We start from the raw sequence: 13,780 nt of genomic DNA, 5'->3' as shown, positions 1-13,780 counted from the left end.
ACGGACGGTCAGCTGCCGACCTTCAGCGTGCTCGTCAGGCCGCGCAGGCAGGCCAGGATGCTCAGCGGCGTGATCTTGCCGGTGCGCGGATTTTCCAGGCTCGGCACGTTCTCGATGGTCATGGTGAGGCGAACTTCTTCGGACTCCACGCGGATGGTGTGCGTGTTGCGCGTCACGCCCGGATCGGCCCAGATCTCGACCATGGTGCGCTCGGGGCCGATGCCGGCCAGGGCCAGCGCGGCGGCCACGTTCACATTGGCGGGGAAGCCCTGCGCCGCGTCGAAGGCATTGCCCACGAAGACGCGCATCGGCTTGTCCACCGCCGTCAGGTCGATCTTGTTCACTTCGAGATAGGGCGCGCCCACGAGACCGCCCGGCGGCTTGCGCGTCTCGATGGTCACGGTCGAGACCGTGCCCTCGGCGGCCGCGCGCACGGCGTCCAGGCCGAGCAGCGCGCCGGTCGGCACGATGATCCGCGCGCCGGTCCGCTTCGCTTCCTCGACGAGATGCATGCGCGGCAGCAGCGCGCCCACCGAGCTCGGCACGAAGATGCGCCCACGGGCGATGGCGGCGGTGGCCACCTGCTCGAAGACGGCGGCCGGCGCGGCCTCCACCACGATGTCCGCATGCTCGGCCAGCTCGGCCAGGCCGACGATCGCCGGCCTGTCCTTGAAGCCCGCGATATTCGCCGCGGCCTTCGCCTGGTCCTTCGCGCTGACGGCGACGAGCTTCAGCCCGTCGACGCCCTGGTCGAGCGCGCGGGCCAGATGAAGCCCGATCGCGCCGAGGCCGGCGATGCCGACCGTGAGTTGCTTTGCCATCCGCTCCAAATAGCAGATGGCCCTTGCTCCTAGAAGCCGCTCACACCACCGGGCTGCGGCCGCCATCCACGTTGATCGCCGTGCCGGTGACGTAGCCGCACTGCTCGCTCACCAGCAGCAGCGCCATCGCCGCGAATTCCTCCGCCTTGCCGATACGGCCCAGCGGCACGGGCGCGCCCTGCTCGGCCTTCCACTCCTCCCAGGTGATGTTGCGCTTGTCGGCGGCGTGGCGGCGCACCCACTGGTCGCTCTCGATGATGCCGACCAGCATGGCGTTCACCAGGATGTTGTCGGGCGCGAATTCATTGGCGAGCGCCTTGGTCAGCGCCATGCCGGCCGCGCGGCTCACGCTGGTGGGCGCCGAGCCCGCAGCCGGAGCCTTCGCGCCGATGTTCAGCACGTTGATGATGCGGCCCCATTGGCGCGCCTTCATCCCCGGCAGCACGCCCTTGCACAGGCGCACGGCGGCCATGAGCTTGAGGTCCAGGTCGTCCTTCCACAGCTCCTCGCCCACATCCAGGAAGGGCCCGCGCTGCGAGGTGCCGGCGTTGTTCACCAGGATGTCGATGGGACCTAGCGCCTTCACGGCATCGGCCACGGCGCCGGCGCAGCCCTCGGCGCTGCGGATATCGGCCGGCACGGCGGCGACCTTGGCGCCGGGCGCGGCAGCCTGGATCTCGGCCTTGGCGGCCTCCAGCGCCTCGGCGCCGCGCGCGACGAGCGCGACATTGCCGCCCGCCATGGCGAAGGCCTTGGCCATGGCGAGGCCGAGGCCCTTGGAGCCGCCGGTGATGAGCGCGTTGCGGCCGTCGATGGTGAGGTTCATGCGGATTTCCTTCCCGAAGTCGCGCGAAGACTAACGCCGGTCAGGGAGCGCGGCATAGGGCGGGAGGTGCGCGGGGCGCGAAGCGCCTAGCTCAGCACGAAGTCCGGCCGGGGCAGCGCGAGATAGGCGTCGCGCAGCGCCTGCGACCAGCCATTGCGGACGGTGCGGTAATAGGGGTCGTCATCGGTGATGCGCCGGCGCGTGCAGATCCGCAGCTGGTCCCGCCGCACCACCGCGAGGTCCAGCGGCAGGGCGACCGAGAGGTTGGAACGGATGGTGCTGTCCATGCTGATGAGCGTGAGCGCCACGCCCTCGATCAGCGTCGTCTCGCGGCTGGTCACGCGGTCCAGGATGGGCTTGCCGTATTTGTGCTCGCCGATCTGCAGGAAGGGCGTGTCGTCCGTCGCCTCGATGAAGTTGCCGGCGGAATAGACGAGGAAAAGCCGCGGCGGCCCGCCGGCGATCTGCCCGCCCAGCAGCAGGCTGCAGTCGAAGCCCAGCCCCTGGGAGGCCAGCGCCGCGCTGTCCATCGCGGCCACCTGCCGCACCGCCGCGCCCACGAGCTGGGCCGCGGTGAACATGTCCGGCACGTCGGCGAGCTTCTGCGAGATCCCGTTCAGCCAGACGCCGCCCTGGAGCAGGTTCCACACCGTCTGGGTGATGGCGAGGTTGCCCGCCGTCATCAGCACCAGCGCGCGGTCGCCGGGATTCTCGACGATGAACATCTTCGAGAAGGTCGAGATGTTGTCGAGCCCGGCATTGGTCCGCGTGTCCGAGAGCATCACGACGCCCTCATCCACCAGAAGGCCCACGCAATAGGTCATGTTGTCCGCTCCCCGATCAGGAGCGGATGTAGAACGCCTCGATCTCGCCGCCCAGCGTGGCGACGCCATCGATGGCCTGGGTCAGGTATTCATGCAGTCCCGACTTCAGGATGCCCTCGATCCTTTCCGCGCCGAGACGGGCATGGACCTCGCCGGCCAGCCGGTGGCATTCGCCGCGCCGGCCGCCCTGGAGCCTCGCGATCGCGTCCAGCAGCTCGCAGACCCGCGCGTAGCAGGCGGCCAGGCTGCGCGGCATCTCGGGCTTGAGGATGAGGAATTCGGCCACCCGCGCCGGATCCAGCCGCTCGCGATAGGTCCAGTGGAAGGCGCGCAGGGCCGAGACCGAGAGCAGCACCGCCTGGCATTGCCCGTGCTGGACGGTGGAATCGAGCGCCTGGGCGCTCAGCAGGTCATGCTTCACATCGAGCAGGCGCGCGGTGTTGTCGGCGCGCTCCAGCGCGGTGCCAAGCTGGACGAAGAGCCAGGCCTCGTCGCGCAGCATGGTGTCCATCGCCGCGCCGTTGAAGAGCAGCACGCGCTCGCGCACCCATTCGAGGAAGCCGGGCAGCTTGCCGCCCTGGAAATCGGCCGCCGTCACATGGCGCAGATGGGCCCAGCTGTCGCTCAGCGCGCTCCACATGTCGACGGTGAGCGCGGTCCGCACGCTGCGACCATTCTGCCGTGCGGCGGAAAAACACGGGATCACACCGGAGGGATTCGCCGGATCGCGCACGAGGAAATCGACGACGTTCTCCTCCGTCGCCTCCTTGTGGTGGCGGAAGAATCCAGGCTCGGAGCCGGCGGCGATGAGCAGTGAGCGCCACTGGTCGTTCTCGGCATTGAGCTCGTCGGTGAGGCTCGCCATGCGCGAGGTGACGGCCAGGGCGCGGGACAGGTTGCCGGCACGCTCGGTATAGCGTCCGAGCCAGAACAGGCTGTCGGCGGTACGGCTGAGCATCACGCGCCTCCCGTCTGCGGGTCGCGTTCCAGGACCCAGGTGTCCTTGGTGCCCCCGCCTTGCGAGGAATTCACCACCAGCGAGCCCTCGCGCAGGGCGACGCGGGTGAGGCCGCCGGGGACGATGCGCACCTGGTCGCGGGTGCTGAGCACGAAGGGCCGCAGGTCCACATGGCGCGGCGCGATGCCGGCCTCCACCAGCGTCGGCACGGTGGAGAGCGCGAGCGTCGGCTGGGCGATGTAGTGGTGGGGATTGGCCCGGATGCGCGCGGCGAATTCCGCCTGCTCGGCCTTGGTGGAATGCGGGCCGATCAGCATGCCATAGCCGCCCGAGCCCTGGGCGAGCTTCACCACCAGCTCGTGGATATGCTCCAGCACATAGGCCCGGTCCGCGTCCTGGCCGCAGAGATAGGTCGGCACGTTCTCGAGCTTCGGCGCCTCGCCGAGATAGAAGCGGATCATCTCCGGCACATAGGGATAGATCGCCTTGTCGTCGGCGACGCCGCAGCCCGGCGCGTTGCACAGGGCGATGTTGCCGGCCTTGTAGGCGGCCATGAGGCCGGGGACGCCCAGCGTGCTGTCCGGGCGGAAGACCCGGGGGTCGAGATAGTCGTCGTCGATGCGGCGGTAGAGCACGTCCACGCGCTTCAACCCGGCCGTGGTGCGCATGTAGACGATGTCGTCCTCGACAACGAGGTCAGCACCTTCCAGCACCTCCACGCCCATCTCGTCGGCGAGGAAGCAATGCTCGTAATAGGCGCTGTTGTAGGAGCCGGGCGTGAGGATCGCGACCGTCGGATTGGGCCCTGCCCGCTCGGGCGCCGCGGCCTTGAGCGTCGTCAGCAGTTCCTCGGGATAGCGGTTCACGGGCGCCACGCGATGGCGTGCCAGCAGCTTGGGGAAGAGGCGCATCGTCGCCTCGCGATTCTCCAGCATGTAGGAGACGCCCGAGGGCGTGCGCGCATTGTCCTCCAGCACGTAGAACTGGTCGGGCGCGGTGCGGACCACGTCGATGCCCGCGATATGGGTGTAGATGCCGCCCGGCGGCGTGAAGTCCCGCATCTCGGGGCGGAACTGCTCATTACCCGAGATCAGCTCGGCGGGGATCTTGCCGGCCTTCAGGATCTCCTGCTTGCCGTAGACATCGGCCAGGAAGGCGTTGAGCGCGCGCACCCGCTGGCTGAGGCCCGCGCTCAGCCCGCCCCATTCGGACTTGCCGAGAATGCGCGGAATGATGTCGAAGGGGATGAGCCGCTCCGGATCGCCACCCTCGCCGTAGACGGCGAAGGTGATGCCGACCCGGCGGAACAGCACCTCCGCCTCCGCGCGCTTGGCCGCCAGATCGCCCTGGGGCGTGCACTTCAGCCATTCCGCGATGGCTGCATAGGCAGGGCGAAGCCGGTCGCCCTCCCCCATTTCGTCGAACGCGATCCCAGTCATGCAGAATCCGGCTCCCTCACGCCCGTGAGCTTGGGGCCGGCCGCGCAATCAATGCAAGCCAGCCCGGCTTCCAAAGCACGGCTTGGGTGAGAATCTGCCCAGGATGCAGGCAGTCGCGGGGCGGCTTGGGCGATAGGAAAGCCTCGCCTATGATCCTGCAAAGTCTCGGAGAAACCCAGGAATGAACGACCAACCGCATCTCACCACCGGCGCGGATGCCGTGGTGCAGAGCTTCGCCGAGGCCCAGATGCCCGCCATCTTCGGCGTGCCCGGCGGCGGGTCCAGCCTCGACCTCATCGCCTCGGCCAAGGCGGCGGGCATCCCTTTCGTGCTGTCGCGCACCGAGAACGGCGCGGGCATCATGGCCGCGGCCCTGGCGGAGATGACCCACAAGCCCGTCGGCGTGCTGGTGACGCGCGGGCCGGGCGTGTCCAACGCCGCCAACGGCATCGCCAATGCCGATCTGGAGCGCGCACCCATCATCCTCATCGCCGACGGCTTCGGCGCGCGGGAAGCGGCGATCGCGACGCATCAGCTCTTCGACCAGGCGGCCATGATGGCGCCCGTGACCCGCGCCCAGCGCCGCGCCGCCGGCCATCCGGGCGCCGCGGCCGAGGCCCTGGCCGCGGCCATGACCGCCCCGCGTGGCCCGGCCTATCTGGAACTCGCCGGCGATGCGGCCCGCGCGCCCACCCCGCCCGCCCCGGCCCTGCGCCTGCCGGTGCTGGCCGCGCCCTCGGACTCCGATCTCGCCGCGGCCCGCAGGATGATCGCCGCCGCGAAGCGTCCGGCCGTCATCATCGGGCTGGAGGCGACCGAGCCCGCGCGCTGCGCCGCCACGCGCCGCCTGGTGGAAGCCCTCGGCTGCCCCGGCCTCGTCACCTACAAGGCCAAGGGCGTGCTGCCGGACAGCCATCCGCTCTTCGGCGGCGTCTTCACGGGCGGCGAGGCCGAGGCGCCGCTGCTGCATGAGGCGGACCTCATCATCCTCGCGGGCGCGGACCCGGTGGAGTTCATTCCCCAGCCCTGGCGCTTCGAAGCGCCCATCCTGGATCTCGCCACCGCCGTGCGCGCGCTGGAATACCGCAAGCCCGCGGTGGCGATCGTCGGCGCCTGGGAGGTCGCGGCGGCGGCGCTCGCCGAGGACGCCCCGCGCCGCGCCTGGCCGGACGGACGGCTGGCCGCGCTGCGCGAGGCCTGGCTCGCCGGTCTCGCCAACACCGCCAGCGGCAATCGCGGCATGGCGCCCTCGGAGTTGGTGCGCGTGACGCAGGCCACCTGCCGCAAGCTCGGCGCCGATCCGCGCGTGGCGGTGGATGCGGGGGCGCATATGTTCCCCTGCACCACCTTCTGGCAGGCCGAGCGGCCCTGCGACCTGCTCATCTCCAACGGCCTCGCCAGCATGGGCTATGCCCTGCCGGCCGCCATCGCGGCGGCCTGGCACGACCCCGCGCGGGGCGCGATCGCGCTGACGGGCGATGGCGGCCTGCTGATGGCCGTCGGCGAGCTCGCCATGGCCGCGACCCTTGGCCTGAACCTGACGGTGGTGGTGTTCAACGACGCCACGCTCTCGCTCATCGACATCAAGAAAGGCGAGCGCGACCTGCCGGAGGGCACGCTCGAATGGCCGGAGGTCGATTTCGCGCAGGTGATGCGGGGCATGGGCGGTTCGGCCTGGCGCGTGAACGACGCGGCCGGGCTGGAGGCCGCGCTCACCGAGGCGCTGGCGACGAAGGGACCACGCCTTATCGACGTGCGCACGGACCCGAGCTCCTATCCCGCGCAGATCAAGGCCTTGCGTGGATAGCTTGGCATATTAGGAAATTTCGCTATTCCTCTCCGCAACCAAACTAATGGAGAGGAATACATGTACCGACGGCACCTTCTGGGCGCGGCCCCCCTCGCGCTCGCTACGCCGGCTTTGGCCCAGGCCGGCGCGACGATCCGGCTGGTCGTCGCCAATTCGCCCGGCAGCGGCACCGACCAGACCGCCCGCTTCCTCGCTCCCGTCCTGCAGGAGCGTGTCGGCGCGCAGGCGGTGATCATCGAGAACCGCAGTGGCGCCTCGGGCGTCATCGGCGCGGATCTCGTCGCCAAGGCCCGCCCGGACGGCAACACCCTGCTGGTCACGGCGGCGATCTTCTCGATCACGGCCACGGCCCCCAACCTGCCCTACAACGTCGAGCGCGATTTCGCCCCCGTCTCGCTGTTGACGATGCTGCCCACGATCCTCGTCGTCTCGCCGGACTTCCCCGCCCGCACCTTCCAGGAATTCGTGGATTACGCGCGCGCCCGGCCCGGCCAGGTGACCTATGGCTCGCTCGGCGCGGCCAGCACCCAGACGCTGGCGGGCGGCCTGATGAAGCTGCGCATGGGCATCGAGCTCTCCAACGTGCCCTATCGCGAGGCGGGGCCGCTGATCACCGAGCTGATGTCGGGCCAGGTCAACGCCTCCTTCAACAACATCTCCTCCACGCTCAGCGCCATCCAGGCCGGCCGCCTGCGCCCACTTGCCGTCGCGCTGGACGAGCGCTGGCCCGCGCTGCCCGACGTGCCGACCTTCCGTGAGCTGGGCATGCCCGAGCTGCAGGCCTCGAGCTGGGTAGCCGTCTTCGCGCCGCGCGGCACGCCGGCCCCGCTGCTCACCCGCTATTCGGCCGCGCTGCGCGAGGGCCTGGCGATGCCGGAGATCCGCGAGCGCCTGCTGGCGACGGGCGCGCTGCCCGTCGGCTCCAGCCCCGAGGAGCTCACGCGCTTCGTCGGCTCGGAAGTCCGCAGCTGGGGCGAGGTGGTCCGCGCGACCGGCGTGCGCCTCGACTAACGCTTCCGCGAGAGGAAGTGGCCCATCATCTCGTTGGGCTCCTTCGTCTCGAAGGACTTCGCGAAGGCGCCGATCCCCGCGGCGATGGCCTCGCTCACGGGCAGGTCCTCCCAGGCGCGGATCAGCGTCTTCTGATTCGCGATGGCGATGGGCCCGGCCTCGCGCAGCAGGCCGACCCATTCGTCCACGGCGGCGTCCAGCGCCTCCAGCGGCACGACGCGCTCCAGGAAGCCCCAGCGCTCGATCTCTTCCGCGCCGATGGTCTCGGCCAGCAGCAGCAGACGCCGCGTCCGGCCCCAGCCGATCAGCCCCGGCAGCAGCGCCGCCTCGACCACGGAGGGGATGCCGACGCGCACCTCGGGCATGCCGAACTTGGCCGCCGTCGCCGCGATCCGCAGGTCGCAGGCTGCCGCGATCTCCAGCCCCGCGCCGAGGCACCAGCCCTGGATGCGCGCGATCACCGGCACGCGGCAGGCGCGGATGGCCGCGCAGGCGCCGTGCACGCGGCGGATGAAGGCCTCGCCGCCGGCGGGCGTGGTCACCGCGCCCATCTCCTTGATGTCGGCCCCGCCGATGAAGGCGCGATCGCCCTCGCCGGTCAGCACGACGGCGCGGATGTCGGCCTCGACATCGAAGGCCTGGGCGAGCTGCTCCAGCAACGGCGAGCCGAGCGTGTTCAGCTTGGCGTGGTTGGCGACGATGACGTGCCGGATGTCGCCCCGGCGTTCGATCTGGATGTTCATCGCGCGAAGCCTGCCATCTGGGCATAGCCCCGGGCAATCCCGGCCAGCTCGTCGATGGCGATGACGTCCTCCAGCTTGTCGAAGCCGTCGGGCGCACGTTCGCTCACCACGTCCACGACGCGTTCCGGCCCGCCGCGACGGTTGGTCAGCACGAGTTCACGCGTGGCGGGCAGGCGCGCGGCCTCATAGGCGGCGAGCGCCTCGACGACGGGCCTGTCGGCCAGCAGCGCGGCAAGCGCGCGCGCATCCAGGATCGCCTGGGAAGCGCCGTTCGAGCCGACCGGATACATGGGATGCGCGGCGTCGCCGAGCAGCGTCACGCGCTCCTTCGTCCAGAAGGGCAGCGGGTCGCGGTCGCACATCGGATATTCCCAGAATTCCGGCGTGGCGCGGACGAGCGCCTCGACGTCCAGCCAGGGCACGCGGAAGCGCTGCACGTGCGGCAGCACATCCTCCAGCGTGCCGGGGCGCGACCAGTCCTCGCGGCGGGGCGGCGGCTGGGCCGGATCGCCGATCTGCGCGCAGACGACCCAGTTGGTGAGCCGCGTCCCGGGCGTGGCGCCCGGGCCAATAGGGTAGAGGACCAGCTTCTCCTTCATGTCGCCGGCGATGACCATGGTGTCGCCGCCCTCATAGGCGGGCCAGTCGACCGCGCCACGCCACATCTGGATGCCGTTCCAGCGGATGCCGCCATCCTGGGGATGCAGCTTGGCGCGCAGGACGGAATGAATGCCATCCGCGCCGATCAGCGCCGAGCCGCGGATGCTGGAGCCATCCGCGAAATTCGCGGTCACGCTGCCATTGCCCTGGGCGAAGCCGACCAGTCGCATCCCCGGCGAGAGCTGCTGGCCCAGCCGCTCCTGCGCCGCCTGCCAGATCAGGCCGTGCAGCCGGCCGCGATGAATGGAGAATTGCGGCGTGTCGTGGCCCGCATGTAGGCCGCGCATCTCGGTCCAGATGCGGCTGCCGAAGCGGTTGAGGTAGCGCAGTTCGCGCGTGCGGATGCCCGCCCTGTCCAGCGCGGGAAGAAGGCCGAGGGCGGCGAGCTCGCGGATGGCATGCGGCAGGATGTTGATGCCCACGCCGAGCTGCTTCAGCTCCGGCGCGGATTCCAGCACCCGGCAGGGGATGCCGCGCTCATGCAGCGACAGCGCGAGCGTCAGCCCGCCGATGCCGCCGCCGGCGATCAGCACGGGCGGCGGGGGCGCCTTGTAGCGCCGGCGCGGGCCAGTCGGTCCGCGGCCCGTCATTTCGCGACCCGTCATTCCGCGATCCGCTTCAGGGGGGCAAGCGCGTGGCTCGCCGGGCGGGCCTTGCAGCGGAAATCCATCAGATCCTCTCTCTCGCGCTTCGCCTGGCGAACAGCGCGCCCTTCCCATAGCCGTCCTGAACGGGCGTGCTCACCCCAGGGACACCATAATCCGCGGCGGGCAGATGCGGGCAAGCCAGGACGGCAGATCGGCGTCGTTGTGCAGGATCCTGGCCGAGGCGAGCTGAGCATGCGGCCGTGGATGCCGGATTTCCAGGTGATGGCCTTGCCGAGACGCTTGGCATCTAAAGCATATCCGATACAGTAAAATACTCCATTAATATTTATGGCATCTATGGATACTGCCGAAATTTGAATGATGATTTTTATCTTTGGTTTCGATCCTGCGACGACGTCATGATCACATGATCCGGAGACAATGCCGCCGGCCCGGAGGTGGAGGTCCCCTTGCTCATGCATCCTGCCTTGCGCCCTTATGCCGTCATCGGAACGCGAGGCGCGATCGTCACCGCCGTCCTGGGGAACAACCGTCCTGGCGATGAGACCCGCGCCCAGGCCCCACAGGCGCACGCGACATCGTCCATCGAGCGATACAGATATCCCCACTGTGCGCATTTCGTCCCGCGGCTCCGCAGGAGCCCGCCAAGTCAACCTCGGCGTTTCGCGCTACGATGTCCGGCATGATCCGTCCGCACGCGATTCCCGCCGGGGCCTTGCCGCTCGCCTCCGTCCATATCCCCGGCCGCATCCGTTTCTCGGATTGCGATCCAGCCGGCATCGCCTTCTTCGGCGCCTGGTTCACCTTGGCCAATGCCGCCATCGAGGACTTCTTCGAATTCACCCTCCAGGTGGACTTTCATGACCTGCACGGCGCCCGGCGCACCGGCACCGGCTTCGTCCATGCCGAGGCCGATTGGTTCGCCCCCGGCCATATGGGCGACCGCATCCTCTTCACTCCCATGATCACGCGCATCGGCGTGGCCTCCTACGCGACCACGCTGCACGCCCATCGCGGCGAGGCGGAGCTGGTGCGCTTCCGCTTCGTGAACGCCACGACGGACCTCGACACGGCCAGGGCCCGCACGATCCCCGACGATCTGCGTGCCGCCCTTGCGCGCTACGCCTCCACCTGCGAAAGCCTCGAATCATGAGCCTCGTCGCGCTGCAGCCCAAGGGCTGGCCCGCCCCCAGGGGCTATTCCAACGCCCTGATGGGCGAAGGCCGCGTCGTCGTCCTGGGCGGGCAGGTCGGCTGGGACGCCGCCGGCCGCTTCCCCGAGGGCTTCGTGCCGCAGGCCCGCCAGGCGCTGCAGAACATCCTCGCCGTGCTGGCGGAGGCCGGCGGCAAGCCCGAGGACATCGCGCGCCTCACCTGGTTCGTGACCGATATGGGCGAGTACCGCGCGAGCCTGGCCGAGCTCGGCCCCGCCTATCGCGCCGTCATGGGCCGCCATTTCCCGGCGATGACCCTGGTGCAGGTCGGCGCGCTGGTGGAGGAGGAGGCGAAGGTCGAGATCGAGGCGACGGCCATCCTCACCAAGGCGTGACGCCTACCGAGGCCATCCGCGCCGAAGCCATCGCCCAGGGCTTCGACGTGGCCCGTTTCACCCAGGCGCTGCTTCCCGAGGCCGCCCGTATCCGCCTCGACGCCTTTGTGGAGAGCGGCGCCCATGGCTCCATGGGCTGGCTGGAGGGCCGGCGCGAGCAGCGCGCCCAGCCGCGCGCGCTCTGGCCCGAAGCGATTAGCGTCGTCGCCCTCGGCCTGAATTACGGCCCGTCCTACGACCCCCTCGCCAGCCTGGAGGAGCGCACGCGCGCCACCATCAGCGCCTATGCCCAGGGGCGCGACTATCACGACGTCGTGAAGAAGCGCCTCAAGGCTCTCGGCGGATGGATGGCGCGGCAGTTCAAGGGCAGCGATCTCAAGGTCTTCGTCGATACCGCCCCCGTGATGGAAAAGCCGCTCGCCGCCCAGGCCGGGCTCGGCTGGCAGGGCAAGCACACCAATCTGGTGAGCCGTACCCATGGCTCCTGGCTCTTCCTCGGCGAGATATACACCACGCTCGAACTCGAGCCCGACGCGCCCGAGACCGACCACTGCGGCAAGTGCCGCGCCTGCCTCGACGCCTGCCCGACCGCCGCCTTCCCGGCCCCCTACCGGCTCGATGCGCGGCGCTGCATCTCCTACCTCACCATCGAGCATCCCGGCCCCATCCCCCACGAGTTCCGCGAGGCCATGGGCAACCGAATCTATGGCTGCGACGACTGCCTGGCCGTCTGCCCCTGGAACAAGTTCGCCCGCGACGCGGCCGAGATGCAGTTCGCCCCGCGCGACGAGATCGCCCCGCCGCTAAGCCTGCTCGCCACGCTGGACGACGCCTCCTTCCGCGCGCGCTATTCCGGCTCCCCCATCAAGCGCATCGGCCGCAACCGATTCACCCGCAACGTGCTGAATGCCATCGGCAACAGCGCCGACGCGTCGCTGCTGCCCACGGCGCGCGCTCTGTGCGAGGATGAGGACCCCGTCGTCGCCGAGGCCGCGCGATGGGCCGTGGAAAGGTTACTGGCATGACGAATGGCGCCCTCGTCCTCTTCTCCGGCGGGCAGGACAGCGCCACCTGCCTCGCCTGGGCGCTCGACCGCTTCGATCATGTCGAAACGCTGGGCTTCGACTACCGCCAGCGCCATGCCGTCGAGCTCACCTGCCGCGACGCGCTGCGCGCGGGCATGGCCTCGCCGAAGCTGGGGCCGGACCACACCATCGACCTCGGCGTGCTCGGCCAGATCAGCGAGACCGCACTGACCCGGGAGACCGAGATCGCGCTGCGCGAGGACGGACTGCCCAATACCTTCATCCCCGGCCGCAACCTGATCTTCCTGACCTTCGCCGCCGCGCTGGCCTATCGGCGCGGGCTGAAGCACATCGTGGGCGGCATGTGCGAGACGGACTACTCCGGCTATCCCGACTGCCGCGACGACACGATCAAGGCGCTGCAGGCCGCCATCAATCTGGGGATGAACACGCGCCTCGTGCTGCACACGCCGCTCATGTGGATCGACAAGGCGCAGACCTGGCGGCTCGCGGAATCGCTCGGCGGACCGGCGCTGGTCGAGCTCATCCGCCGCGAAAGCCACTCCTGCTACAAGGGCGATCGCGGAACGCTTCATTCCTGGGGCTATGGCTGCGGAAATTGCCCTGCCTGCGACTTGCGGTCCGCCGGCTGGACGGCTTATTCGGACGCATGTTGATCGAGCGGCGGCGGAACATCGAAGGCTTCGTCTTTCTGGCGGCCTTCGCCCTTTGCATCCCTGCCGCCAATTGGCTCATCAGCAATTTCGGCACGCTGTGCCCGCCGGAGGGGCCCTGCCTCATTCCGGTCGCGCCGGGAATTCTCGCTCCGTCGAGCGTGCTCGCCATCGGCGTGGCCTTCGTGCTGCGCGACCTCGTGCAACGGCGCCTTGGCATCAATGGCGCCCTGGGCGCGATCCTGGCGGGCACCTTGCTGTCCGTGCTGGTGGCGCCGCCTTCGCTGGTCCTGGCCTCGGTGATGGCGTTCTTCATCTCCGAGATGGCGGACTTCGGGATCTACACCGCGATGCAGAAGGGCAATTTCGTGCTGGCCGTCGCGGCCTCCTCTCTGGTCGCCCTCGTCCTGGACAGCGTGGTCTTCCTGGCTCTGGCCTTTGCCAGCCTCGATTTCCTCATCGGCCTTGTCCTGGGCAAGACCTGGATCGTTCTCCTGTCGCTGCCCCTGGTCGCCTGGCTGCGGCGGCGCGACGCGCGACTGGGCTTCACCCCGCACGAGGGCTAAGCCCGACCCCGAAGGATCCAGGGGCAGCCGCTGCTGGCCGCATGGGAAAGGCCGTCGACGCGAAATTCTGTGCCTGGAAGCTGCCGCGCGCCACTAGGCTGGTTGGGTCGGGACGTCCAGCGGCAGACGCCAGGCAATGAGAGGATCCCGGAACCCACCCGCAGGAGGTCCAAGCAGTCACAGAGGATATCGGCCGCGCTATGGTCTGGCTGGCCTCGGACGACGTGAAGGGCGCGATGCCCTTTCCCGGCTTCGCCACGGACGGTT

Annotated in this window: 15 protein-coding genes; 7 read left to right on the top strand and 8 right to left on the bottom strand. The window is 69.5% G+C overall.

From position 1 onward, the window contains the following. Positions 1 to 8 precede the first annotated feature (8 nt). The 5 genes from ACO057_RS22260 to ACO057_RS22240 all read right to left on the bottom strand — a co-directional run bounded on the left by ACO057_RS22260 (position 9) and on the right by ACO057_RS22240 (position 4,868). Positions 9 to 821, bottom strand: a complete 813-nt coding sequence (locus ACO057_RS22260; protein WP_421995633.1) for an aspartate dehydrogenase — start codon at positions 819 to 821, stop codon at positions 9 to 11. Between the two features lie 40 nt (positions 822 to 861). Continuing rightward, on the bottom strand, positions 862 to 1,647 hold the full coding sequence (locus ACO057_RS22255) for an SDR family NAD(P)-dependent oxidoreductase (RefSeq protein ID WP_421995631.1): 786 nt from the start codon (positions 1,645 to 1,647) through the stop codon (positions 862 to 864). Positions 1,648 to 1,733: 86 nt separating this feature from the next. Continuing rightward, positions 1,734 to 2,471 (bottom strand): peptidase, encoded by a 738-nt coding sequence (locus ACO057_RS22250; protein ID WP_421995629.1) that lies wholly within the window; start codon positions 2,469 to 2,471, stop codon positions 1,734 to 1,736. A gap of 16 nt (positions 2,472 to 2,487) precedes the next feature. Further along, the gene (locus ACO057_RS22245; RefSeq protein WP_421995627.1) at positions 2,488 to 3,429 is read right to left on the bottom strand and encodes an alpha-E domain-containing protein; all 942 of its coding nucleotides are present in this window, start codon (positions 3,427 to 3,429) and stop codon (positions 2,488 to 2,490) included. Further along, positions 3,429 to 4,868, bottom strand: a complete 1,440-nt coding sequence (locus tag ACO057_RS22240; RefSeq protein ID WP_421995625.1) for a circularly permuted type 2 ATP-grasp protein — start codon at positions 4,866 to 4,868, stop codon at positions 3,429 to 3,431. The genes ACO057_RS22245 and ACO057_RS22240 overlap by 1 nt, the downstream gene beginning before the upstream one ends. Positions 4,869 to 5,049: 181 nt before the next feature. Here ACO057_RS22240 and ACO057_RS22235 point away from each other — a divergent pair, with 181 nt between their 5' ends. Next, positions 5,050 to 6,675: a thiamine pyrophosphate-binding protein gene (locus ACO057_RS22235; RefSeq protein WP_421995623.1), complete on the top strand. Its 1,626-nt coding sequence runs from the start codon at positions 5,050 to 5,052 to the stop codon at positions 6,673 to 6,675. 60 nt (positions 6,676 to 6,735) lie between these two features. Then, positions 6,736 to 7,689 (top strand): Bug family tripartite tricarboxylate transporter substrate binding protein, encoded by a 954-nt coding sequence (locus tag ACO057_RS22230; protein WP_421995621.1) that lies wholly within the window; start codon positions 6,736 to 6,738, stop codon positions 7,687 to 7,689. Here ACO057_RS22230 and ACO057_RS22225 read toward each other — a convergent pair. Genes ACO057_RS22225 through ACO057_RS22215 form a run of 3 tightly spaced genes read right to left on the bottom strand, consistent with a single transcriptional unit; the run spans position 7,686 to position 10,317 of the window. Beyond that, positions 7,686 to 8,432: an enoyl-CoA hydratase gene (locus ACO057_RS22225; RefSeq protein ID WP_421995619.1), complete on the bottom strand. Its 747-nt coding sequence runs from the start codon at positions 8,430 to 8,432 to the stop codon at positions 7,686 to 7,688. The two genes, ACO057_RS22230 and ACO057_RS22225, sit on opposite strands and share 4 nt — an antisense overlap. Next, entirely contained in the window at positions 8,429 to 9,697 is a 1,269-nt protein-coding gene (locus ACO057_RS22220) for a flavin-dependent oxidoreductase (protein WP_421995617.1), read from the bottom strand. The genes ACO057_RS22225 and ACO057_RS22220 overlap by 4 nt, the downstream gene beginning before the upstream one ends. Further along, on the bottom strand, positions 9,694 to 10,317 hold the full coding sequence (locus ACO057_RS22215; protein ID WP_421995615.1) for a hypothetical protein: 624 nt from the start codon (positions 10,315 to 10,317) through the stop codon (positions 9,694 to 9,696). The genes ACO057_RS22220 and ACO057_RS22215 overlap by 4 nt, the downstream gene beginning before the upstream one ends. A gap of 65 nt (positions 10,318 to 10,382) precedes the next feature. On the opposite strand from ACO057_RS22215, the gene ACO057_RS22210 reads away from it, so the two are divergent. Genes ACO057_RS22210 through ACO057_RS22190 form a run of 5 tightly spaced genes read left to right on the top strand, consistent with a single transcriptional unit; the run spans position 10,383 to position 13,513 of the window. After that, entirely contained in the window at positions 10,383 to 10,853 is a 471-nt protein-coding gene (locus tag ACO057_RS22210) for an acyl-CoA thioesterase (protein ID WP_421995613.1), read from the top strand. Further along, a complete protein-coding gene (locus ACO057_RS22205; protein WP_421995611.1) occupies positions 10,850 to 11,248 on the top strand; it encodes a RidA family protein in 399 nt (132 codons plus the stop codon). The genes ACO057_RS22210 and ACO057_RS22205 overlap by 4 nt, the downstream gene beginning before the upstream one ends. Continuing rightward, positions 11,245 to 12,273 carry a tRNA epoxyqueuosine(34) reductase QueG gene (gene queG, locus ACO057_RS22200; RefSeq protein WP_421995609.1) on the top strand — a complete coding sequence of 343 codons (1,029 nt, stop codon included), beginning with the start codon at positions 11,245 to 11,247 and terminating at the stop codon, positions 12,271 to 12,273. Before ACO057_RS22205 ends, queG begins: the two co-directional genes overlap by 4 nt. Beyond that, on the top strand, positions 12,270 to 12,950 hold the full coding sequence (queC, locus tag ACO057_RS22195) for a 7-cyano-7-deazaguanine synthase QueC (protein ID WP_421995607.1): 681 nt from the start codon (positions 12,270 to 12,272) through the stop codon (positions 12,948 to 12,950). Before queG ends, queC begins: the two co-directional genes overlap by 4 nt. After that, positions 12,944 to 13,513 (top strand): VUT family protein, encoded by a 570-nt coding sequence (locus ACO057_RS22190; RefSeq protein WP_421995605.1) that lies wholly within the window; start codon positions 12,944 to 12,946, stop codon positions 13,511 to 13,513. The genes queC and ACO057_RS22190 overlap by 7 nt, the downstream gene beginning before the upstream one ends. Positions 13,514 to 13,780: the final 267 nt, after the last annotated feature.

The organism is Roseococcus sp., assembly GCF_965227005.1.
Taxonomy (GTDB): Bacteria; Pseudomonadota; Alphaproteobacteria; order Acetobacterales; family Acetobacteraceae; genus Roseococcus.
Note: the sequence above shows the minus strand (reverse complement) of the source record. Positions and strands in the feature narration are given on the sequence as shown.